We start from the raw sequence: 22,445 nt of genomic DNA, 5'->3' as shown, positions 1-22,445 counted from the left end.
AATAGTTGATTAAAAAAGAATATATAACAGTTAGTAGATATAGAAGGGGTAAGCGAGATGAAAATATATATAGAACAATTAAAGAAACACGATGCGAAAGATTTATTTACGTTTGAACTTACGAATAAATCTTTTTTTGAAACAATGGTACCAAATCGTGGCTCGCAATATTTTGATTTTGAATATTTTCAAAAACTACTAGATGATTTATTAATAGAACAAGCGGATGGAGATTCTTATTTCTATTTAATTCGTAATGAAGAAAAAGAAATTGTAGGACGAATAAATTTAGTAAATATAGATACGGAAACTCGAAGTAGCTCGTTAGGGTATCGAGTCGGAGAAAAGTTTACTAAAAAAGGAGTTGCAACAGCAGCTGTACAATTAGTGTTAAAAGTAGCGAAAAATAATGAAATTAATGAAGTTCTTGCTAAAACAACTACTAATAATCTCGCATCACAAATTGTAAAACGAAGCAGATACAAATTCTGTAGAATTAAACGGGGAACATGTGAAGTTTGTACATTATATATGGAGAAATACTTCGCGCTTATAATAAGGGGGACTTATTCATGAATGATTTACGTTATCCAATTGGCCAATTTACTTACAAACGTCCTATAACTGAAGAAATGATTGATACATGGATTCAAGAAATTGAAGATTTACCTGATGAACTAACAAAGGCAATCAAAGATTTAGATCAGAAGCAGTTAGACACACCGTATCGAGTTGGTGGATGGACAGTACGTCAAGTTGTACATCACGTTGTTGATAGCCATATGAACAGCTACATACGTTTTAAATTAGCACTAACAGAAAAGAATCCAACGATTAAACCATATAAAGAAGAGAAGTGGGCAGAACTACCTGATTCTAAATTACCAGTAGATGTTTCACTAGTAATGTTAGATTCATTACATAAAAGATGGGTTAACCTTTTATATTCTCTAGAACTGGAAGATTTAGAAAAGACATTTAACCATCCAGATACCGGTGAAACAAAACTTGCTGCTGCAATTGGACTATATGCATGGCACGGACGTCATCATACTGCTCATATAACTTCATTAAGAAAACGACTAAATTGGTAACATGGAGATTAGTTTAAAGAAGGCGATAGAAAATGATGCAGCAGTTTTATTTCAAATGCAAAAAGACTCATTTAACCCTTTATTAAATAAATATAAAGACTATAATACAAATCCAGCAAATGAATTCATTGAAAAAACTATTTTAAGGATAAATAATCCCAGCAGTAACTATTATAAGATCATAATAGATTCTAATCTTGTTGGAGCGATATGTATATCTCAAAAAGAAATACCATATAAATTTTGGATTAGTCCAATGTTCATTCATCCAAACTATCAAGGGAAAGGAATCGCTCAGAAGGTACTTATTCTAATTGAAAAGATGTTTCCAGAAGTACGGAGTTTTGAACTTGCTACGATTTTAGAAGAAGAAAGAAATTGTTTTCTATACGAAAAGATGGGGTATAAAAGAACGGAAATAATAAAGAAATTAAATGATAAAACTACACTTATTTATTACAAAAAAGAAAGGTAAAGCATTTAAAATACGCTTTACCTTTTTATGTTATTTAAGATTAAATATACAAATTCAATGCATATTCTTCCAAAATACTCGGGTTAGTAATTTCAGATGTGAATAAACATACAAAAAGACGTTATTTTGTCGTATATGTTACTAACGCTTTTTGAATGCTTAAAACACTATCGTCACCTTTAAATTCTTTCGTAATTGGCGTACTCAAACTAGATACCCAAATTTTTAGCTCAGCATCTAAATCGAAATGCCCAGCTGTTTCAATGCTAAATTGTGTAATGCTTTTATAAGGAATTGAATGATACTCTGTTTTTTTACCAGATATCCCTTGTTTATCTACTAAAATAAGACGACGGTTTGTAAATACGATTAAATCACGAATTAATTTATAAGCATGCTCAACTTTCTCATCGTCTAGCATAATCTTTTCTAAATCACGTTCTACACTTTCTGTACTCGCATTTGATGCATTTCCTAAAATACCGCTAAATAAACCCATATAAAATTCCTCCTCCATTATTTATGGATAGTGTTACTTATATTGTACCATGTTATTTACTAAGAAATTATGTCATTGCTTTAGTAGTTTCTGGTTATAGTTGCAAGTGTTTTTATAACCTCATCTTAAAATCTTGTGCTAATATGTAAGTAAGAAAAAAGAAGCAGAGGGATATAGCATGAAAAATATCGGTTTAGTATTAGAGGGCGGAGGAATGAAAGGGTTATATACTGCGGGAGTACTCGAATATTTTATGGAAAAGAACTTATACTTTCCTTATGTAGTCGGCGTATCCGCTGGAGCCTGTATGGGAGCCACTTATTTATCACGCCAACAAGGAAGAAATAAAAAAGTAAATACAGAGCTAGTATCAGATCACCGATATATATCTTATCGAAATTTGATCCGAAAACGTGAATTATTTGGAATGGACTTTTTATTTGATGAGGTGCCTAATCATATTGTTCCATTTGATTTTCAAACTTTCTTAAACTCAAGTGAACAGTTTGTCATAGGAACGACTGATTGTGATTCAGGAAAAGCAGTTTATTACAATAAAACAGAACATGGAAATGATATTTTAAAAATCATTCGTGCATCAAGCTCTGTCCCGTTTATAGCACCTGCTGTAGATTATGATAATCGAAAATTACTAGATGGAGGGATTATAGATCCTATACCGGTTCTAAAAGCGCAAACTGATGGTTATCAAAAGAACGTTGTGATTATGACAAAGCCAGAAGGATATGAGAAGCAGCGTAACAAATTTTCAGGTCTGGCTAAAATGTTATATAGAAAATACCCGAATATCGCAGAATCTTTAGTAGAACATTATCGTTTTTATAATGGGACGATATCTTATATGAATCATAAAGAACAAAAAAACAACTTTTATGTCATTCAGCCTAGCGTACAGCTTCCTATAAGCGGAATAGAAAGAAATAAAGAAAAACTCGTTAATTTATATAATCTCGGCTATACAGATGCTCAATATCATTATGAAAAATTATTAAGTTGGATAGAGTAATAAAGGGATGGAAAGTTGCTATTAGGTAAAAAGATTATTTTTAATGAATTACAGAAAATGCATAGTGCATTGCATAAACCGTTCCCGTATCGTGCTATAGGAAAATTGCAGCGAGATTTAAAAAGTAAATTTACCGAAGATGACTATATAAATGCTGATTTTAATCATTATTGGATGCATACAGCAGGCACTTTAAGTTCTGTACTAAATGGAGACGAACAGAACATTACGTATCAGCAAATAAAGTGGCTAAGGAAATCGTTTTTTGAATGGTTTCCACAATATCGTTCTATAGAATCAGAAATTGTAAAGTATCCCGTTTTGTATAGAGATTTCATGAATTGTGAGAAGACCCGAAGACTATTACTATATTATCTTACTGAATAAAAATCAAAACGTACAAGTTATTCTGCTTGTGCGTTTTTTGTTCATAAAAAAGACAATATTTATAACTTGTTTATATAGGGATTTTAATGTGCAGAAAGAAGTACTTATAGAATGATGTAAGGGAGGAGAGAGACATTTAACGATTGTATTCCGTTAATGCATTGTCCAACTCAAATAAAGTTTGTTATTTATGTTAAAATATTTCGAGTAAAATTAAGTGCTTATTTTATCAATAACAAAACTAGAAGGGACAACATTAAAATGGATAACGTATCAAATATAGATAAATTGGAATCAATAAAATCTTTACAATCAACAATTCGTAAACTTGAAAACGCACTATTACAGATGACTGAAAAAGGTGCCAATACTACATTAGTAAAAAAACGACTTAAAGCCGTTTGTGTAGGGTTAGCAGTACTAGAAAACGTTTGGAATCAAGAAAGTCACCAGTATAGTCAAGAAGAGTTAGAAGAAGCTCGTAATGTCCTTGCTGGTTTACTTCCATCAATAGAGAGGGCCTATGATAAGTCTAAAGCTGGAAGTCCTCAAAGAACACTTTTAACAAGACGGATAAAAGCATTGGAACTTTCTATTCAAGCAATTGATAAACTTTCTAATAAATAACTCATCTAAATACATAACATCCTAATCCTAAATTTTATAAAAGCAATCTAGTGAAAAGAAATACAAAGGAGGAAGATGGGTGACTTCAATAATTAGTCCTAAGTTAGAGGAGCTTAATAATCAATTAAAGAATGGAAACGAGAAAGCTTTTTATACTTTTTTGCATGAAATAAAGTCGAATCATACGCCACTAATAGAACAATGTCCTCTAGATAATAAGTATAGGCATATAACGTATATTTGGTTAGGGGATCGAAAAACTGAAAACGTTTATGTATTCGGTAGTTTTCCTGGTTGGGATCTGTCTGTAAATCAATTAAAACGATTGTTACAGACAGATATTTGGTATGCGACGTTTAGGACGGATAAGAGTTTTATTTCAACGTACTATTTTTCAGTAAACGATGTTTTCGAAAATGATTGGATAAAGCGTAGTGAACAGTACGAACTAGACCAATTTAATAGAAATACATTTGGAGAAGGCGCCCATAAAGCGTCTGTGTTAAACATAGGCATGGAAGTGCAGTATAGCAGTCGTTTTCCTTCAAACCATTATCCACCTGGCAAAATTGAAACATATTCTTTTCATAATTTAAATTTAAATAATACACGTAAAATTCATGTTTATACGCCTCATGATTATTCTCACATTTCACACCTTCAAGAACTTCTCATTGTATTTGATGGGAATTCATTCATTAATGACTTTTCAATCGCAAGAACACTCAATTATTTAATTCACGAAAAAGAAATCCCATCTTGTATTGCTGTTGCAATAGATCCTGTTGATCGGCTAGAAGAGCTAACTTATAACGATAAAATGAATACATTTTTAACAGAGGAATTACTTCCATGGATTCAGGCGAAGTATCGTGTGCATCAAGAAGCGAAACATACAACAATTGCTGGGTTCAGTCTTGGTGGCTTAGCAGCTTGTTATGCAGCGCTTCAAAATCCACACATTTTCGGAAACGTGTTGTCAATGTCTGGATCCATTCATTGGAAAAAAGATGGTCATGAAAATAAAATTCCTTCGATTGAAAATCAAATTTCAACTATTGGTCCAAATGCAACTCAACCTCATTTTTATATAGCAGCTGGAGAGATTGAAAACGAACCTCTTTTAACAGCTAATAGACGCCTATATAAAGCTTTAAAAGAAAACGATACCAAATTACTTATGAAGAGTTCCAAGGCGGTCATGACGGCATTTGGTGGCGAGAAAAGTTATTTGACGGGTTGAAAGCTTTAAAACTTACAAAAAACACACTATAAAAATAAAAAGGAGAGAGAATCTATGAATCAAGAAGAACTAGATAAAAAACTAAAAAAACAAGAGATTTTAGTAAAAGATGAGAAAGTTTGGTCCTTTACGTATGAGGATCATATTAGTTCTATCGTTAAAGAAGCAGAAAAGAAAGGGTCTTTTGATAATATGCCTGGTAAAGGGAAGCCTCTAAATCTAGATAAAGACCTTTCGTACAATCCTGAAAAGCAACTGTATAGAACGTTAAAGAATAATCATGTTTTACCTAGGTGGATTGAGCTTTCAAAGGAAATTGATGATTTAAAAGAAAGGCTAAAAGAAAATACAAATACTGCAGAAGCAGCGGATTTAATTCGGACTATTAATAAAAAGGTTTTAGAACATAACTTACTTTGTCCACCAAGTGCGCAAAAAACAAGGGTGAAAACGGACTTTTAACAATTTTCAATGAAACTATCTCTTGCTATATAATTAAACAAGGCATTTTCAATTCATTATTAAAGGGAGGCAAATGTAATGAAGAATACGTATCAACTTCACATTCCGAAAGAACTAGAGCAGTATCGTAGTATTTTAGAAGGAAGTGTGCAACCGTATATAAACGTGTCTGGAACATTAGCAGAGACAACGCTTTTTGAGAGTAAGTTTGGTGGTTATCCGTATTTACCTATAGATCAAGAGCATCCTAAAGATTCAAACGGACAACCTATGATGTTACTTGCGCAGCTAAACTTTAAAGAAATGCCGCATGTTGAATATATGCCTCAAAAGGGAATGTTACAATTTTTCGTAAGTGCTGATGACGAGCTTTACGGAGCAGATTTTGACCATCCAACAACCCAAAAAGACTTTCGAATTATTTATCATTCTACAATTATAGAAGATTTAAATAATGTTATTACTGATTTTAGTTATTTAAACACATTAGAATTAGAGGACTTTATCATACCCGAAGCAGCAAAATTAAATTTCGAATTAGGTTATCAACCAGTAACACCAAGGGATTATCGATTTGAAAAGATGTTTAGTGAGGAAATTGATTGGGAAGAAATTGTTGATGAAGAAAATAATACAGAATTAGGCGAACTGTATGATGATTTATGTAAAGATCAAGGGCATAAAATTGGTGGTTATCCATTTTTCACACAGACAGATCCGAGAGAATGGGAAGAAAAATACCAGCAACATGATGTATTATTGCTACAAATCGATACAGACGATTCATTAAATATTATGTGGGGAGATTCTGGTGTTGCTAATTTCTTTATAAATAAAGACGATTTATTAAATCTAGATTTTTCCAATGTTATTTACAATTGGGATTGTTATTAAAAATATAGAAATGAAATACTAGCAAGTTAAAAAATCTTCCTGAAGGTAAGGGAGATTTTTTTATGTTAAAAATAAACGTTATGTTAACTAGAATAAAGAACAATGTATGTAATGAAAGTCAAGCGTAAAAAACATAAATAACTACAAATAAAGTAACGTTATCAAATGTGTGTAAATAGCAATAAATTCATTAAGTAAAACATAAAATGAATTTAATAATTTATATTTTGTATAGAAATAATTTTTCTGTATAAAAATTTCTTGCCGATCAAAAATATTTTTGTATCGTTAAACCTTAAACGATTATTGATTAAGATTTGCTGTGATGGATTTATAACAAAAAAAACGATAAAAACTGTAGAAATTCGTTTAGATAAGATTTTATGTGAATCTCACTAAAAATCTCTGTTTCGTCTCATTAAGTATAGTTTACTTGGTTTTTGATACCTGATATCACTTTGTTTCTATAACTGCCTATAATATATATTATGTTAACTAACTAAAAATAATAAACTTATTAAATGTTAGTTTGTGTTGTTAGGCTCCCCTTTTCATTGGATTTATTCTGTGTGATCGATTGTGTGCTTATTTGTTGTTGTTTTATGAGTTGTTGATGATGTCTCCAGAAATAAATCATATTTAAGACAATAAAAAATGCAATTCATTTTAAATGAATTGCATGGATATGATTCATAATAAGTTTTTATAATTAGTTTGCTACAGCAATTGCTTCGATTTCAATTAATAAGTTATCGTTAATTAACTTACTAACTTCTACAGCTGAACTTGCTGGTGGATTTTTAGTATCAATGTATTGATCTCGTATATCTCTAACAATGGCCATTTGAGAAATATCTGTTAAGAAAAATGTTAATTTTACTACATCATTAAATTTTAATTCCGAAGTTTCTAATGCACTTTTGAGGTTTTCGAATACTTGTCGCGTTTGCGTAGCTAAATCGCCAACGCCAACTATTTGACCATCAGCATTAATCGCTACTTGTCCAGATATGTAAATTGTTCGTTTCGCGTTACTAACTTCGACTATATGTGAGTATCCAAAAGTTGGTGGCATCGTTTCTGGATTGATAAATTTCTTTTGCGAGATTCTTCTCTCCTTTTATATCGTACTTTCTATATATTTTATAGATTATCTGTTTGTAAATGATCAATTTTGTTATATTTATGTATTTTCCATTGTTCTTGATTATAATAGATGCTACTTATACAGGCAGTAAAAAGTTTTGTTTTTCCTGATCCAATTTCATTATTTGATATTAAAGCTAGAATTGTATTTATGACGGCACTATGAGTAACTAAAATAACATTACTATTTGCATGTTTTTTCAAAATTATATTTAAACCGGTTATAATTCTTGTTTTTAATAGTTCTCTCGGTTCTTGATTTGTATAATTACGATTTGGAAACATTTTCACCCGGTCTTCTGTCGTTAATCCTGAAGCCATACCATAATCACGTTCTATAAAATTTTCCATTTCAATGATTTCAACTGGTTTTAACATGTACTGATTTATGATTTCAGCTGTTTGTTTTGCTCTTGATAAAGGACTACAAATAATTACATCCCATCGGTTTTCGCGCAAATACAAACCGCATTTTTCGGCTTGTTGCTTACCGGTTTTATTTAGATCAATGTTCTCACGGCCTTGAAGCTTTCCAATAGCATTCCATTCAGTTTCACCATGTCTAATTAAGCATACAACAGTCATATACATACACTCCTGTTACTTATATGAAGGTCAAATTTAATAAATTATATATGTCTGGTTCTTATGAGAACTGATTCTAATTACACCTTGTTTTATTAATTCTTCAGTTACTTTTGTATAGAAAAAGTGATACCACCAGATAAAAAACTCTTCATAAGTTATTTCTTTTGAGTATCTGCTGCTTACAAAATATTCTTTTAAAGGTTTATCGTTTTCTTTAAACAATAAGACTAAATCTTTACTGATTGTGTTCGCAATTTCGTTAAGTATAGATAAGTCTGTTGATTTAAATACAGGGATAACAGGTTGTGAATTTTGATATAAACCTAATTTTTCGTAAACTATATTTAAATGTAAATCTATTTGTCTATCTGCTGCTACGAAACCTTTTACTAATTGCTTTTTCTTATAATTAATATCAATATTAGTGTTTTGAAAATATTCTTCAAATGTTTCGTTATCTGCTGTAATTAAATTTAATGTTGAATATCGAGAATTTCCATAAAGACCAATTTGAACTTCTTCTAAATCTAAATACGTATTACCATACATCCCGAAAGCCTCTATATCTGTTCGTTCTTGTTCTTGAATTGCATAATAATATCGTTTCTTATTTCTTAAAGGTCGCTTCTTTTTTAAATAGTTTCCTTCAATGTTATTTATTTGTCCAAAATCTAATAACACTCCACTATATAGTAAAAGACTATAAGATTCTTTACATAAATGATTAAGCGTCTCTATTCTTTTAGAAATAACATCAATTTGATTTGAATAATTTTCAATGATTTTAAGTGTTGGTTTAATTAAAGGTTCACATAGGTTGTACAACTCTTTTCCTTCATTAACTGTTATAATCATACACGTTGGATAGTAGCTCTCTCCTATCTTTTTCAACAAACCTTCTAGTTCTAATGCATGTAATTGTTTTTCGAATTCTTCGTTCGTCCAATTTAGTTTCGTTTTTATTGTCTTTGACTCAATTCCAAGATGAAACATGACAAGTAAGTATTGAAGGTTTGTCCCACTTATCTTTATAGTTGGATAATTGTTACCTGATGAAATCATTTTTGCCTCATAAGATGTTTGAAGTATTTCCTCTGAAGTATAATTAGCGAGCATTTTAAAATCCCTCCTTTTTTAGTAATTTAATTGTAAAATCTATGTATTTACTATGTTCCATAAGCAAAAATAAGAATCCTTTAATGATTTCAAATTAAAAACCTTAGTATAGCTATCTTCATACCTATACTAAGGTTTTCTAAAGTTTTATATTTAGTTATCGCTAGTGGAACTTGTCAAATTAATCTTTTCATACTCTCTTTTAAATTGCTTATCATTTGTTAACCAACGTTTAAAAGTTGATTCGCTTATTTCTAAATTTGAACAAGCTGAAGTAATACATTTATCTTTCATGTATTCTTTAAGGAAATTTTGTTTTCTTTGTTTAACGGCAGTTTGAGTTTGTTTTAGTTTTCGATCTTGTAATTGGTCTAAACTCAGACTTTCTTTCTGAAATACTTCATATTTTCTATGCAAATAAATATCTTTGTCTTTATAAATCCAATTTGAAAATAGTTGTATTGATTTTCTTCCAGATAAAATAACGCGATAATGTTTGGTTTGATTTAGTAAATCGGCTCGTAAATTGTGATTTTGAAGAATTTGATGTAAAGAATCCATAAATCTATATGATCCTCCTACAAAGCTTACTATATAATTTTCATACTTGACGTAACCATCCCCATCAAAATATCCACGAACAAAATGATGTAAATATTCTTCTGGTACAAATGGAAATTCAATGTTAAAAGATTTACACGGCTTAATTCCGTGAATGTTCATAAGGTCGTCTTTTATTGTTTTGCTATTTATGTTTAGCATATATACGCCTGTTTTTTTATTTTGATATAATGGCTGATTGGTGTTTAGTTCTTGTTTTATATCTTCTAAAATGTAATTTTCTTTTTGAGATATACTGACACATTGATTTTCTTTCTGTATAACACCATCTGCTGCTATAAACCCTAATATATAAGCCATGTTATTTGACCACATTTTAAAATAATCTTCTGTTATGTCATACTTTCTCTTCCAACTCCCTATAGCGCGCCTTGGAACGTTATTGTCTGTTAAAACCATACGAATATACCTAGCAGACACATTAGCAAGCGTAGCTATTTCTGAGGTACTCTTCCCTTCTGTATATAGCTGTGTTATTTCAGATTTTGATAGTTTACATTTTGATTTCTTGTTTCTTTCTGTTTGCATTTACAACTTCTCCTTCCTTTTATTATTTAGAGATCTATTTACTTCTATAACATATAACGAAACGTATGTTCTTTGTTGCGTATAAGAATGAATTTACTAAATCACAACAATTTACATTTACTTCATATTAGTTTCCTCTGCTGCTATATGATTTTCATTTTATATATAAGAATAATGAATTTGACAAATTTATGAAATGTACTGCATATAAGATGAAAGGCAAGATAATTTCGTCTACACTACAATTAGATACAATAACAACATACGTATATTGTTAAACGTAAAAAGGAGAACGAATGAAAAAGAAATACATAAATCAAATTCATACTGATGTAAGTTTTAAACCGAAAGATATTATCGGTTTAATGACTGATTACTTAAAAATGAAATCAAAGCTGCGTCCTTTAAAGAATTTACCTATTCTTTTATCAGATAAAAATAATGAGTCTTTAGAGAATGTGACATGGTTTGGGCACTCTGCTTCCCTTTTGAAAATAGAAGGTAAAAAATTGTTATTAGATCCGATGTTTGGAGATATATCTTCCCCATTTCCTGTGTTTACTAGTAAACGTTATAGTGGTGTTTTTTCTTTAGAACGTGAAGATCTTCAAGAAATTGATGCGATTATCATTTCTCATAATCACTATGACCATTTGAATTACAAGAGTATTATGCTGTTGAAGGATCGTGCAAATCATTTTTATGTTCCAACTGGAGTTGCGCAATATTTAATGAAATGGGGCGTTTCACCTAGTAAAATTAGTGAGCATAATTGGTGGGACGAAATTACGTTTGATAATATAAAATTAGTTTGTGCACCTGCAAGGCATTTCTCAGGACGAAGTATGACAGATAGAGATTGTTCTTTATGGTGTTCATGGCTTATTCTTGGGCAAGAGACTAAAGTTTTCTTTAGTGGTGATAGCGGATATGCTCCCCACTTTAAGGAAATTGGTGATAAATACGGTCCATTCGATCTTACATTGATGGAATGCGGACAATATGATCCGAGATGGTCTGCTATTCATATGTTGCCAGAAGAGACGGTACAAGCACATATTGATGTAAAAGGAGAATTACTTCTTCCGATTCATTGGGGTGCTTTTACATTAGCATTACACGAATGGAATGACCCTATAGAACGTGTTACGAAAGAAGCTAACCGTTTAGGAGTTAAAATTACAACGCCTCAAATTGGCGAATCTATTGCGATAAAATCTACAGACTATCCTTCATTAGTATGGTGGAGAGAAATTTAATTATAAATAAAAAAGAGCGAACCTTCTTATAAGTGATTCGCTCTTTTTCTGTATTCTACTTGTTTGTACAGAGGTGCATTCCTGCTTTTTACAATCGAATTATATTATCTATAGAACTATCCTGCTTAATCAATTCTGCATTCCTATAATCTATTAATTTATGATTAGATAAAACAAAATTGTGCTCTAATATTAATTCATTGTGGAGTAATTCCGGTAAAAAATTAGGTATCATCTCTCCTACGCCGTAATTATAGTCACTTAGAATCCAAGAAATCTCTTTCCAGTCTAGAATTCCTTCTGAGACCTTTTTTGGAGTGTGATATGTAAATTCATTCAGTAGCTCTATTAGATAAACATACATGCCGCCAGAATATGAAGAGTCCTCCCATTTAATAATACCTTTAAATTGAATGTGGTCATACGTAACTTCTATATTAGTCTCTTCTTTTATTTCACGAATTGCATTTTCTAAAGGTGTTTCTCCCTTTTCAATCTTTCCTCCTACTCCATTCCACAATCCTTTTACAGGGTCATATTCTCTATTTAACATGAGTATCTCTTCATTTCTTTTTATAAAACATAAAGTATGATTGTACATAATGTGATTCCTTCCTACGTTTTTAATTAGCTCTTACTGGTGATATAAGATGTACTGCTGCAGATTGCGTCCCTGCTTCAATTAATATTGGTCTCATAGAACCACTGAAACTTAAAGTAACCGTTTCTTCTTTTATCGCCTTTAAAGCATCTATCATAAATCGCCCATCAAAAGATATATTTAATTGTTTTTCACCTTGAATCGCATCTATCTGTTGCGTCTCGGATATTTTACCAATCTGAGAAGCGTTAGAAGAAATTTTCAATGTGGATGCGTCTATGATTTCTAAGTTGACATTGTTATTTGCCCATTCACTTGCTAATAAGTTTGATCGATCTACACCTTGTAAAATCTTTTTTCTATTTATGCTAATGACTGTCTGAAAATCATTTGGAATTAAACTAGATATATTAGGATATTTCCCTTCAATTAGTCTTGAATATAAAGTAGTTGTGCCGAATGTAAAAATAATGTGACTTTCTGAAAGATAGATGTATACGAATTCTGAATTACTGCTCATTAATTTTAAAAGTTCACTAATAGTTGCACTTGGTACAATACAACTTGCTTTCACATCTGTAGATATAATCGTTTCGCGTATAGCAAGTCTATGTGAATCAGTTGCTACGCAAATTAATTTATTATGATCTAACTCTAAATGAACACCAGTAAGAACCGGTCTTGATTCATTTTTAGCTACTGCAAAGACAGTTTGTTTAAATACTTCAATTAATCGTTCTGTTTCCACTTGTATTTTTGTATGACCGTCTATAAGTGATATATTCGGAAACTCATATGCTGGAAGTCCATTTAAGTTTAATGTAATTTCTTCTGATTGTATCGTAATGATTTGCTCATTCGTACTTTTTATTGATACATCACTTGGCATTTTCTTTATAATTTCAATGAAATATTTTGCAGGTACTACAATAGTTCCTGCTTTTACTATAGTTGTAATTTGGTCGTCTTCGTTGGAACTAGGGATGAACTTTTCAATAAAAATATTTGAATTACTTGCGATTAAAGTAATTCCAGATTGATCTGCAGTTATTTTTATACCAGATAATATAGGTATTATAGCTTTAGTAGATACAGCTTTACTTACTTCTGAAAGTGCTTGAGTTAAACATTTATGATTTACGATAAATTCCATTCTTCCCCCGCCTTACATGAAATGATAATGTTATGAAGATTGATGAACGATTGTTCCGTTAAAAAAGTAAGGTACTGTTTCTTTCCTTTGTAATATATTTAATAAGTGTTCTGGTATACGTAAATGTGGTGCTGCTCTATGTAATTCCATCCAAGTAATCTCTTCAATTTCTTTTGGCCTTGTTATATTTGTCTCCCCGTCAATTATTTCACCTAAAAAATTAAAGAAAATTGCATGGTGTCCTCTCTCTTCGAAAAAAGCTTCGCTAATGTAACAAATGCCGTTTACAGTTATATGGAGTCCGGTTTCTTCTTTCACTTCCCGAATTACTGCCTCTTCTAACGTTTCTCCCAGTTTAACTGCGCCACCTGGTAGCGTGTAATATGAACCATTCTTCCCTTTGTTTTTTACCATTAAGATTTTTCCGTTTGTTTTATCGTATAAAAGTGCATATGTAACATTTACTTTTTTCATACGTACCTCCTCTGTTTTTAATAAAAGGAATTTTCTGTCTGTTTATCATTCTATCATTAACTCGGTTTAATAGTAAGTTCCCTAAGTAATACTAAATGAAAATCCCAGAGTAGCTCCAAAATTAATAAAACCTCGCTCTCATTTTGAGACGAGGTTAAACTTATATAACAAACGGATTCCAAATTAACGTTTCTTTAGATCAATTTTAAAAGTATACATATGAGACCCGTATTTTTTGTTAATAGCCAAAGATTTTTTACTTCCCAATTTCACAAAGTAGTTTTATCTCTTTGATTTGTTCTATATGACGCTGTTCATGCAAATAGATCAGTTCTATCCACTGATCAAGAAGTAATTCTCCAAGAGCTGGATGCATCACTGATTTTTTCGTTAATATAGATTCATCTTCTATTGTACTTAGGAAACGCATTAATTCTTTTCTCGATTCGTTTAACAAATTGACCATTTGCTGCACTTCAAATCGTTCTAAACTGGGTTCAATCATTTCTGGAGCTGCAAATTTTATCGCTCTATCTTGTAATATAGAGTGAATTTCTCGACGTTCTTTTAGGGTACTATCAATCTTTTTTAAGCCAGATGAAATAACCTTTATAACCACTTTATCCAATAAAACTAAGTGATGACATACTTGTGCTATACTCCATTTATTCTTACCTGGATTATTGTTGAATTGCGCATCGTTCAACATCGTAATTTCCTCGAATAGATTTTTTCTTATTTCATAAAACTTGTCATTCACAAATGAATTCATAAGAATTTCCCCCTTTATTTGAATGTCCACATTTAGATTCCTATTTTAAATATATTCGCTATAAAAAATAGTTTCCCATCACTACGATTCTAATCCTATCTTTTTTGCTTTAGAAGTGCCTCTAAATATGAATTGCCTCTAAATTTTCTTTTAAATGCATAATCCAAAAGGATAAATTTGTATTCCAAATACTAACGTTAATTCTATATACACTTTATAAACGTTTTTCTAAATAGTAATGATTATGTCCTTTCGGATGATCTTCACTTACTCCAATCACTTTATATCCATGCTTTTTATAGAAATCAGGTGCTTGAAAGCTAAAAGTATCTAAATTGATTAGCCTACACTCATTTTCAATTGCAAATTCTTCAATAAGTTTTAATAACTTGCTTCCGTAGCCTTCGTGTCTATGCTCTTCAGAAACCCAAAGGAAATCTACATGTACGTGGTGCCAAAATGTAATTGCAGTTATTCCGCCTACAATTTCTTCCTTTTCATTTTTTACTATAAAACTAATTTTTTCTGAAGGCTTTTTCTCTTCATCAGCAATATGTTTTTGGTTATATTCAATTACTTTTTCTCTTATGTAATCACTATCTTCTTGGACCCATTGCTGTACTATTTTCATTTTAATTATCACGCTCCTCTTTACTTATTTATTCAATCACTTAATGATATTGTCCTGTCTTTTAATAAAAACGGGAGCAAAGTTAACGTTACATTGAAAAAAGAGCCCTATCATGAGGACTCTTTTCCAGAATTAAGCTACTTTTCGATATAAATGTTGTGTTTCTTTTTTCTTTTTTGCTTTTGGAGGACGAATTAATATCGAAATAATAAAGGAAATAACGCTTAAAACACCAATTATAATAAATGTCGGTTGAAATCCACCAAGTAACGCTCCGATGAACGCTCCTGCAAGTGCACCAAATCCGAAACCTTGATATACAATCCCATAATTTGTACTATGGTTTTTTAATCCAAAGAAATCTCCGACAATGGCTGGGAAGATTGTGATATTACCACCAAAGCAAAAGGCAACACTTGCTACACAAGCGAAATAAATTCCGTAATTTAGAGGAATGAAACTTAAAGTAAAGACTGACAATCCAATTATTATAAACGTTGCAGAAACAATTTTCATTCGGCCAATTTTATCTGATAACGTTCCAAGTACGATTCTACCTACTGTATTAAAGATTGCGATCATTGCAACTGCATTAGCTGCGGTTGCTGCGCTAAGTCCAACGAGCTGTACCCCAATATCTTTTACCATACCGATTAAATATAGACCGCCCATACACGATGTAAATAACATAAAAAACAAGAGATATACTTGTTTCGTTCGCATCATTTCACGAGGTGTATAGTCATTTTGTACGGATTCAGTTACGGTGTTACTTACGATTGCTTCACGTAAGAAGAACGATCCGATTAAAACTAAAAGCAAGACGATGATACCCCAATATAAAAATGCTTGTGATACACCAAGACTATCAATAAGACTTCCGTTTATATATCTAAAGATTAAGCTACCCATTCCATATGCAGAAACAGATATGCCAGAAATAAGTCCTTTTCGATTTGGAAACCATTTAATTAAATTAGATAGTGATGTAATATAGGCAGTTCCATCTGCATAACCAACAACGACACCAGCTAATAAATATAGTAATGGTAAGGAAGAAACTTGTGAGCTAAGTATTAACCCAAGTCCCAGAACAATCCCTGCCGTAGCGATGAGTTTACGAAGTCCTAACTTTTGCTGCAACTTTCCTGCAAATAAGGTTGAAAATGATAAAGAAAAGCTTGTTATGGAGAAAGTTATCGCAACGGCATTGAGGTTCCATCCAAACTTACTGACAAGGGGTTGATTAAATAAACTCCATGTATAAATTGTCCCAAGGCCAATTTGAACAATGATTGTACCTAGAACAATTAGTAACGGATTTATAGAAGTTTGTTTCATACTAACTGTCCCCTTCTTTAATCATGACATGAATTTTCACAGTTAGTATATCCATCATAAATTGCAAAATACTGTACGGAAAATGGTAATTCAGTTCATGTACACAAAAAGACACTCCATAATGAAGTGTCTTTTTGCAGGTTATATCAGATTTACTTAAAGAAAGCTTTGTTAAGATAAGACATTTTCAAATGCTTATGTATATATGATATCAAAATACTTCTGTCATGTGATGGGACTTAAGATGTATTTTTCATTCATCATATAGTCGGATGGATAAAAATTAATATTCGATTTCATCAAAATCCTTCGGCTGCGGTACCGTCTGCATATTAGCTGCGTCTTTTGGATCGCTATAAATTGCATTTTGTTCTGTTTTTACATCTTTAATGTTTTGCTTTTTGTTTGTATTCATTTTATCTTTCACTTTTCTCACTCCTTTTCATTATAGGAGTAATTATGCCCTATTACTGTTACGAAATGTATCTGCGACTAAATTGCTAAATTCACGTAAATAATATAAATAATTATCACCGCCGTAGTTATATCTTTTATTATACATTTTCGCAACAACTACATTATATTCAGGTATTACTAATAAAGTCGGTCCTGTAATTCCTAGTATTTGATATGATCCTTTTGGAACTCGTTCACCAAGTTCACTTGAAAGCGCAGGTTCATTTTGAATGAACCAAAACAACCCGTTTTGTGGTAGTTCTTTGTTTATATATGTTGGACTCTGCAAGCTCGTAGCAATTTTTATAACTTCTTTTGGAACAATTTGTTTACCGTTTATCATACCTTGATTTAAATGAAGATTGCCCCAATAAGCAAATTCTCTAGCTGAAACAAACAGATTTTTTTCAGTACCATCATCTACCGTACCAATTTCACTGATTGCGTCTTTATTTGGGTCATTAACTACTTCAACTAAATTTTCATCTTGCTGAATTCTCCAACCTGTTTCTTGAAAATTAGCAGGTGTAAACACACGCTCTTTTAATAATTCAGGAAAACTTTTGCTATATAGCTGATAAATAAGACGTGTTATCATTCTTACATTAACATCTCTATACGCCCATGCTTGTCCAGGTTCAAATTCACGAAAAATTGTTCCGTCATTCGTTTCTCCTAAACCGTGCGAATGGGTTACTAAATGTCTTATCGTTGTTTTACCAAGTAATACAGGATCAAAGTCTTTAAAATACTTTATCGCTTCATCATCAATAGAGTTTATTTTCCCCTCGTTAAGCGCAAATGCTACCATTAAACCTAAATAACTTTTTCTAGCAGAAGCAACATTGAACTGTGAAGATGCGGTCACTTTTTTATTAGTCGATGTATTTGAACGATATCCACTATAATGCTCTAATACAATTTTGTTATCTTTTATAATACAAAGTGCTGTTGCAGAACTATGATTTTTTTCTTTTATATTTTCTACCCAAGAAATTAACTTATCGTAAGTATACAAATAAATCCTCCTTAATACGCATAACAATTACATTTGAAAGAAAAGTGCAAAATAATTTTCACACCTTTCTTTCAAGTAAAATAGTTTTCTTTCTATACTTAAATGATCCACCAGTTCCAGCAGTTCCAGCAGTTAAAACAACCGAAACATCCAGCACAGCCTACACAACGACCGCCACCACAACCTCCGCATCTTCCGCCGCCACATCCACCACAGCGTCCACCACAACCTCCGCATCCGCCGCAACGACGCGCTTCGTCTTGAATGTAATAGTATGGATATTGATTTTGTTGTAGTTGATCCCAATACACAACATTACCAGATTGATAATCATTAAGGTTTAATGATTGTAAGTCTTGTTGAAACTGATTCATTACGAAACCCTCCATTTATAAAAATAAATTCCGTCCAAATGTTAAAGTTTATATATTTTTGCAAACAAAGTAGAAATAAGACTATAGACTAAATGCGTACATCAACAAAATATGAACTTACACTAGGTGATGTACCTTGTTTTTTAGCCTATTTTCTTAATCTGCTTTCGGTGGACGTATTTACTATTAATAGAGGTGCTTAAAAATTGCTAATCCAACAGTTTAGTAGTTCATCGCTTAATTTTCTTTCTAATAACTCTTTAACTGATGGCGCTGGCATGATTTTATACGTATGTAAAGCTTCTTGATTATAATCTATCCAGTGAAACGCCAAATGAGATTCTTTAGATTTTGGTATGAAATCAATATGTAACTCTTGCGAATCTACTTCAAAAATGTGATTGATTTCATGATGAAGAACTTCACGGTCTTGCCATTGGTTTTCTATTACTCCTAAAAATTGTTTTATGCTACAGTTTATCCCGAGTTCTTCTCTTAGTTCTCTTATTAATGCATTCTCAGCTGATTCGCCAACTTCAACATGACCACCTGGTAAAAAATAATGATGGCCAATATATTCAGCCAATAACAATTTATTATCCTTTAACATTACAGCTCGTACAATGTGATGAAATTTATTTTCCAATTGTTATTCCTCCCAGTCATTAATTTTATATTTGATTAAAATAGCCATTTAATATTGGGATAATATAAATCATAGGTGTTTCATACGGGTGAATTTCATTAATCACTTCAAGGGCATCCTTTACAAGGTCCCGTTTACACTTTATTTCAATTTTACATTCTTGCCCTTCGCATATGTGGCCTATTTCTCCATTAAAAGGTGATGCATCATCTAATGGTCTCCAGTATCCTTTCACGGAACTATAAGAAAGACAATGGTCATTTTTTCCCGTTTTACAAGCACCAATTTTATTTAGTTCATTCCGTAATGTCTCAATGTATTCTTCAGGAATAAATACTTCGATTTTCACTTCCGAAAATTGCATCTTTCTTTTCACACCTTTACTTCATAATATTTAAACGAACAAACGATATACTTGCTCACCATCATAATCAAGTCCCAATGATTGAAAACCGTAATGTTCATATAATTTCTTTGCAGAGAGATTCTCTTTATGTACGGTTAATTTTATTTCTTTACACGCCTTACATGTATTTTTTATTAAGTAAATACTTTCTTGTAACGCCGCTTTTCCATAACCATTCCCTTGCTGCTTTTGATCAATAATAAATCCATTTATCCAATACATATCAGTTGTTTCTCTTATAACAGCATGCATAATAAAACCAACCATTAGATTGCCGTCGTATATCGCAAATGGTATGTACTCCACATTGTCACCATCTGGTTTTATATATACTTTAGCAAGTGAAACTGCTACAGCTGGAACAAATTTCGTTTGATTTTCTTTAACTTGTAGCTTTAAAGCATCTTCCCAATTCTCTCTTGTAACAACCTTTAACTGGACATTCAATATTGTAAGCTCCTTTATAAAGGGAATGTATTTATATATTCAACGTAGTGAAATAAATCCCTGTTTCGGCATCGACTTATAGCATCGTTTTAATAAAATCTTGAATAAATTTTTCTTCATCTATTTCTAAAGCTATACTGGCTCCTTCTGATATAGAACTAGGTCGAAAATCAGCAAATGTTTGTCCTTTCGTATCTCCGTATGTATCTACATTCACTGTACGATTTACAAATTCGAAAAAACCTGGATTTACTAATCCACTTATAGCAACCACATCATGAAGCAATGGCCCTTCGATAGATGGATTAAGTTTTTGGTATGCAGAAAAATAGTAATCATACATTGGTTTCATTATCGTATGAAATGGATTCTTTGAATTAGCTTGAATATAGTCAAACATATTTGGCGTTAACACAGCTTTGTTTGTTACATTTAAAGGAAATATAAATAAATTATTTGCTTGCTGAAAAACAATTTTACTTGCAATAGGATCTCCATACACATTTGCCTCTGCTAATGGCGTAACGTTCCCTACTTCTAAAAAGACACCACCCATGAAATATATTCCTTTTACATTTAGCATTAAATCATTCCATAAATTAAAAGCAATCGCTAACGAGGTAGATCTTCCAACATCGACAATTGTTAAGTCCTTTCCGTACTTTACAAGAATCGAGGCAATACTACCAAAATTGTATATCGGGATAGACAATACACTTTCTGGCACATGAATAGGCCCTAATCCTTCTGGTCCATGAATTTCAGGATAATATGTAGTAATTTCTTCTGTAAGTGGTTTTGTTGCACCGCTAATCACAGGAATGTCTTGTCTATTTGCTAACTGTAAAATATACGCTGCATTATGTGCAGCATGTATATGTTCAACATTTCCATATCCAGTTACAATACCGACAATTTCAATTTCAGGATGCAGTAAACCAAACATAATGGCAAACGAGTCATCAATACCTGGGTCTCCGAAAAATAATACTTTTTCCAAAGGATGCCTCCTTTCATATAGTAAATAGCAGTTGATAACTATGTATATGTAAAAAAATAATTAAACTATACAATTTTATATGGATGTTACTAGTAAGAATTGTATAAATAAAAAGGATTAACATTATGCTAATCCTTCCACTAATAAGAAATCTAATAAACAGTTCAATTACATCTCTTGCAAATACTAACCAAACTACCTTGCTGTATTGCGGTACTCTTCACTTTGCATTTCTTTTTTTAATGATACATGTGCAATTAAAACCCCAAGTATAGTAATTCCCCCGCCAATTATCGAAACAACTGTCGGCACTTCACCTAACCATAACCACGCAATAAAACATGCAGTTACTGGTGTTAAATATAGAGAACTTGTTGCCTCAGCAGCACCAGAATGAGAGATGATATAAGCCAATGCGATATATGGGAGTACTGTTGGAAATAAACCTAAATATAAAACACTCATATTCACTTCAAGAGGAGCTGCTAGTATTTCTGTATACATTCCCGGTAAGAAAATAAGCATACATACAGTACTAGATAAAATTGTATATATGGTAAATGGTAAGAAGCCGTATTTTTTTAAGTAAGAAGTTTGGAAAACGAAAAATAGGCTTTCTGAAATCGCTGCTAATAATATAAATAATCCTCCACTATTCAATTGAATAGCATCTCCTTGACTAAATGATATGAAAGCAATTCCTATAAAACTAATTACACCACCAATCCAGCCATTTACTTTCATTTTTTCGTTCAAAAAAACAGAAGCAAAAATAGCCGTTACTATAGGTGTGACTGAAACAATTAAACTTGCAGATCCAGCATTTACTGTTTTTTCACCGTAGTTTAATGCAATGTGATAAATAGTAAACCCTAAAGCACCAAATATAAAAATTGCTGGGAGATCCTTTAAATCTGGTAGCCGCAACTTATATATACAGGAAAACAAAAGAAGTATAAATGAAGCAATTAATAAACGTAGTAGAGTAAGGTGCTCTGGTGTATAAGATTCGAGTCCCATACGAATTGCCGGAAAAGCGGTTCCCCATATTAAAATCGTAAAAGCGTGAGCACATATGATGCGTAAATCCCATTTTTTATTCTGCATGTTATCTTTCCCTCCCTAATAAACCAACCACTTTCAAATTACCAATTATTTCT

27 protein-coding genes and 2 pseudogenes are annotated in these 22,445 nt (G+C 31.7%); 10 read left to right on the top strand and 19 right to left on the bottom strand.

What is annotated here, in order from left to right; genetic code table 11:
- Positions 1-57 precede the first annotated feature (57 nt).
- The 3 genes and pseudogenes from BAQ44_RS20190 to BAQ44_RS20180 all read left to right on the top strand — a co-directional run bounded on the left by BAQ44_RS20190 (position 58) and on the right by BAQ44_RS20180 (position 1,569).
- Positions 58-556 (top strand): annotated as a pseudogene (locus BAQ44_RS20190) (GNAT family N-acetyltransferase).
- A 16-nt stretch (positions 557-572) separates the two neighbouring features.
- Positions 573-1,094, top strand: coding sequence for a YfiT family bacillithiol transferase (locus BAQ44_RS20185; RefSeq protein WP_061679037.1), 522 nt, complete (start codon positions 573-575; stop codon positions 1,092-1,094).
- A gap of 1 nt (position 1,095) precedes the next feature.
- Positions 1,096-1,569 (top strand): GNAT family N-acetyltransferase, encoded by a 474-nt coding sequence (locus BAQ44_RS20180; protein ID WP_071723291.1) that lies wholly within the window; start codon positions 1,096-1,098, stop codon positions 1,567-1,569.
- A 121-nt stretch (positions 1,570-1,690) separates the two neighbouring features.
- Here BAQ44_RS20180 and BAQ44_RS20175 read toward each other — a convergent pair whose 3' ends face one another.
- Positions 1,691-2,068, bottom strand: a complete 378-nt coding sequence (locus BAQ44_RS20175) for a PH domain-containing protein (protein WP_000522465.1) — start codon at positions 2,066-2,068, stop codon at positions 1,691-1,693.
- A gap of 178 nt (positions 2,069-2,246) precedes the next feature.
- On the opposite strand from BAQ44_RS20175, the gene BAQ44_RS20170 reads away from it, so the two are divergent.
- The 6 genes and pseudogenes from BAQ44_RS20170 to BAQ44_RS20145 all read left to right on the top strand — a co-directional run bounded on the left by BAQ44_RS20170 (position 2,247) and on the right by BAQ44_RS20145 (position 6,708).
- On the top strand, positions 2,247-3,095 hold the full coding sequence (locus tag BAQ44_RS20170) for a patatin-like phospholipase family protein (protein ID WP_071723289.1): 849 nt from the start codon (positions 2,247-2,249) through the stop codon (positions 3,093-3,095).
- 15 nt (positions 3,096-3,110) lie between these two features.
- Positions 3,111-3,482 (top strand): YxiJ-like family protein, encoded by a 372-nt coding sequence (locus BAQ44_RS20165; RefSeq protein ID WP_071723287.1) that lies wholly within the window; start codon positions 3,111-3,113, stop codon positions 3,480-3,482.
- 261 nt (positions 3,483-3,743) lie between these two features.
- Positions 3,744-4,109 carry a hypothetical protein gene (locus BAQ44_RS20160; protein ID WP_071723825.1) on the top strand — a complete coding sequence of 122 codons (366 nt, stop codon included), beginning with the start codon at positions 3,744-3,746 and terminating at the stop codon, positions 4,107-4,109.
- Between the two features lie 79 nt (positions 4,110-4,188).
- Positions 4,189-5,384 (top strand): annotated as a pseudogene (locus BAQ44_RS20155) (alpha/beta hydrolase).
- 22 nt (positions 5,385-5,406) lie between these two features.
- Positions 5,407-5,814, top strand: a complete 408-nt coding sequence (locus tag BAQ44_RS20150; RefSeq protein ID WP_071723284.1) for a DnaJ family domain-containing protein — start codon at positions 5,407-5,409, stop codon at positions 5,812-5,814.
- 78 nt (positions 5,815-5,892) lie between these two features.
- Positions 5,893-6,708, top strand: coding sequence for a YwqG family protein (locus BAQ44_RS20145; RefSeq protein WP_071723282.1), 816 nt, complete (start codon positions 5,893-5,895; stop codon positions 6,706-6,708).
- A gap of 709 nt (positions 6,709-7,417) precedes the next feature.
- Here BAQ44_RS20145 and BAQ44_RS20140 read toward each other — a convergent pair.
- From BAQ44_RS20140 to BAQ44_RS20125, 4 genes are all read right to left on the bottom strand, one after another.
- Entirely contained in the window at positions 7,418-7,783 is a 366-nt protein-coding gene (locus BAQ44_RS20140) for a RidA family protein (RefSeq protein ID WP_071723280.1), read from the bottom strand.
- A 68-nt stretch (positions 7,784-7,851) separates the two neighbouring features.
- Entirely contained in the window at positions 7,852-8,439 is a 588-nt protein-coding gene (locus BAQ44_RS20135; RefSeq protein ID WP_071723278.1) for a histidine phosphatase family protein, read from the bottom strand.
- Positions 8,440-8,475: 36 nt separating this feature from the next.
- Complete coding sequence (locus tag BAQ44_RS20130) at positions 8,476-9,558, bottom strand: hypothetical protein (protein WP_071723276.1); 1,083 nt, start codon at positions 9,556-9,558, stop codon at positions 8,476-8,478.
- 153 nt (positions 9,559-9,711) lie between these two features.
- Positions 9,712-10,707, bottom strand: coding sequence for an LAGLIDADG family homing endonuclease (locus tag BAQ44_RS20125; protein WP_071723274.1), 996 nt, complete (start codon positions 10,705-10,707; stop codon positions 9,712-9,714).
- Between the two features lie 296 nt (positions 10,708-11,003).
- Between BAQ44_RS20125 and BAQ44_RS20120 the strand changes: the two genes are divergently transcribed.
- The gene (locus BAQ44_RS20120; RefSeq protein ID WP_071723272.1) at positions 11,004-11,966 is read left to right on the top strand and encodes an MBL fold metallo-hydrolase; all 963 of its coding nucleotides are present in this window, start codon (positions 11,004-11,006) and stop codon (positions 11,964-11,966) included.
- Positions 11,967-12,054: 88 nt separating this feature from the next.
- Here the strand turns inward: BAQ44_RS20120 and BAQ44_RS20115 are convergent, their stop codons facing one another.
- The 14 genes from BAQ44_RS20115 to BAQ44_RS20050 all read right to left on the bottom strand — a co-directional run bounded on the left by BAQ44_RS20115 (position 12,055) and on the right by BAQ44_RS20050 (position 22,392).
- A complete protein-coding gene (locus tag BAQ44_RS20115; RefSeq protein WP_071723270.1) occupies positions 12,055-12,567 on the bottom strand; it encodes an NUDIX hydrolase in 513 nt (170 codons plus the stop codon).
- Positions 12,568-12,589: 22 nt separating this feature from the next.
- Positions 12,590-13,720: a DNA polymerase III subunit beta gene (gene dnaN, locus BAQ44_RS20110; RefSeq protein WP_071723268.1), complete on the bottom strand. Its 1,131-nt coding sequence runs from the start codon at positions 13,718-13,720 to the stop codon at positions 12,590-12,592.
- 30 nt (positions 13,721-13,750) lie between these two features.
- The gene (locus BAQ44_RS20105) at positions 13,751-14,194 is read right to left on the bottom strand and encodes an NUDIX hydrolase (RefSeq protein WP_071723264.1); all 444 of its coding nucleotides are present in this window, start codon (positions 14,192-14,194) and stop codon (positions 13,751-13,753) included.
- A 256-nt stretch (positions 14,195-14,450) separates the two neighbouring features.
- The gene (locus tag BAQ44_RS20100; RefSeq protein WP_071723261.1) at positions 14,451-14,966 is read right to left on the bottom strand and encodes a DinB family protein; all 516 of its coding nucleotides are present in this window, start codon (positions 14,964-14,966) and stop codon (positions 14,451-14,453) included.
- A 214-nt stretch (positions 14,967-15,180) separates the two neighbouring features.
- Entirely contained in the window at positions 15,181-15,597 is a 417-nt protein-coding gene (locus tag BAQ44_RS20095; protein WP_071723259.1) for a GNAT family N-acetyltransferase, read from the bottom strand.
- Between the two features lie 132 nt (positions 15,598-15,729).
- On the bottom strand, positions 15,730-16,938 hold the full coding sequence (locus BAQ44_RS20090) for an L-lactate MFS transporter (protein WP_061679022.1): 1,209 nt from the start codon (positions 16,936-16,938) through the stop codon (positions 15,730-15,732).
- Positions 16,939-17,221: 283 nt separating this feature from the next.
- The gene (locus tag BAQ44_RS31175) at positions 17,222-17,365 is read right to left on the bottom strand and encodes a hypothetical protein (protein WP_061679021.1); all 144 of its coding nucleotides are present in this window, start codon (positions 17,363-17,365) and stop codon (positions 17,222-17,224) included.
- A 30-nt stretch (positions 17,366-17,395) separates the two neighbouring features.
- Positions 17,396-18,412, bottom strand: coding sequence for a serine hydrolase domain-containing protein (locus BAQ44_RS20080; RefSeq protein WP_071723257.1), 1,017 nt, complete (start codon positions 18,410-18,412; stop codon positions 17,396-17,398).
- 98 nt (positions 18,413-18,510) lie between these two features.
- Positions 18,511-18,786 (bottom strand): heterocycloanthracin/sonorensin family bacteriocin, encoded by a 276-nt coding sequence (locus BAQ44_RS20075; RefSeq protein WP_071723255.1) that lies wholly within the window; start codon positions 18,784-18,786, stop codon positions 18,511-18,513.
- Positions 18,787-18,985: 199 nt separating this feature from the next.
- Positions 18,986-19,432: an NUDIX domain-containing protein gene (locus tag BAQ44_RS20070; protein WP_071723254.1), complete on the bottom strand. Its 447-nt coding sequence runs from the start codon at positions 19,430-19,432 to the stop codon at positions 18,986-18,988.
- 25 nt (positions 19,433-19,457) lie between these two features.
- Positions 19,458-19,796 (bottom strand): divalent cation tolerance protein CutA, encoded by a 339-nt coding sequence (gene cutA / locus BAQ44_RS20065; protein WP_071723252.1) that lies wholly within the window; start codon positions 19,794-19,796, stop codon positions 19,458-19,460.
- A 30-nt stretch (positions 19,797-19,826) separates the two neighbouring features.
- Complete coding sequence (locus tag BAQ44_RS20060) at positions 19,827-20,285, bottom strand: GNAT family N-acetyltransferase (RefSeq protein WP_071723250.1); 459 nt, start codon at positions 20,283-20,285, stop codon at positions 19,827-19,829.
- Positions 20,286-20,361: 76 nt separating this feature from the next.
- Complete coding sequence (locus BAQ44_RS20055; RefSeq protein ID WP_071723247.1) at positions 20,362-21,285, bottom strand: nucleoside hydrolase; 924 nt, start codon at positions 21,283-21,285, stop codon at positions 20,362-20,364.
- Between the two features lie 195 nt (positions 21,286-21,480).
- Positions 21,481-22,392: a DMT family transporter gene (locus BAQ44_RS20050; RefSeq protein ID WP_071723244.1), complete on the bottom strand. Its 912-nt coding sequence runs from the start codon at positions 22,390-22,392 to the stop codon at positions 21,481-21,483.
- Positions 22,393-22,445 lie beyond the last annotated feature (53 nt).

It is taken from the genome of Bacillus mobilis, from assembly GCF_001884045.1.
Taxonomy (GTDB): domain Bacteria; phylum Bacillota; class Bacilli; order Bacillales; family Bacillaceae_G; genus Bacillus_A; species Bacillus_A mobilis.
Note: the sequence above shows the minus strand (reverse complement) of the source record. Positions and strands in the feature narration are given on the sequence as shown.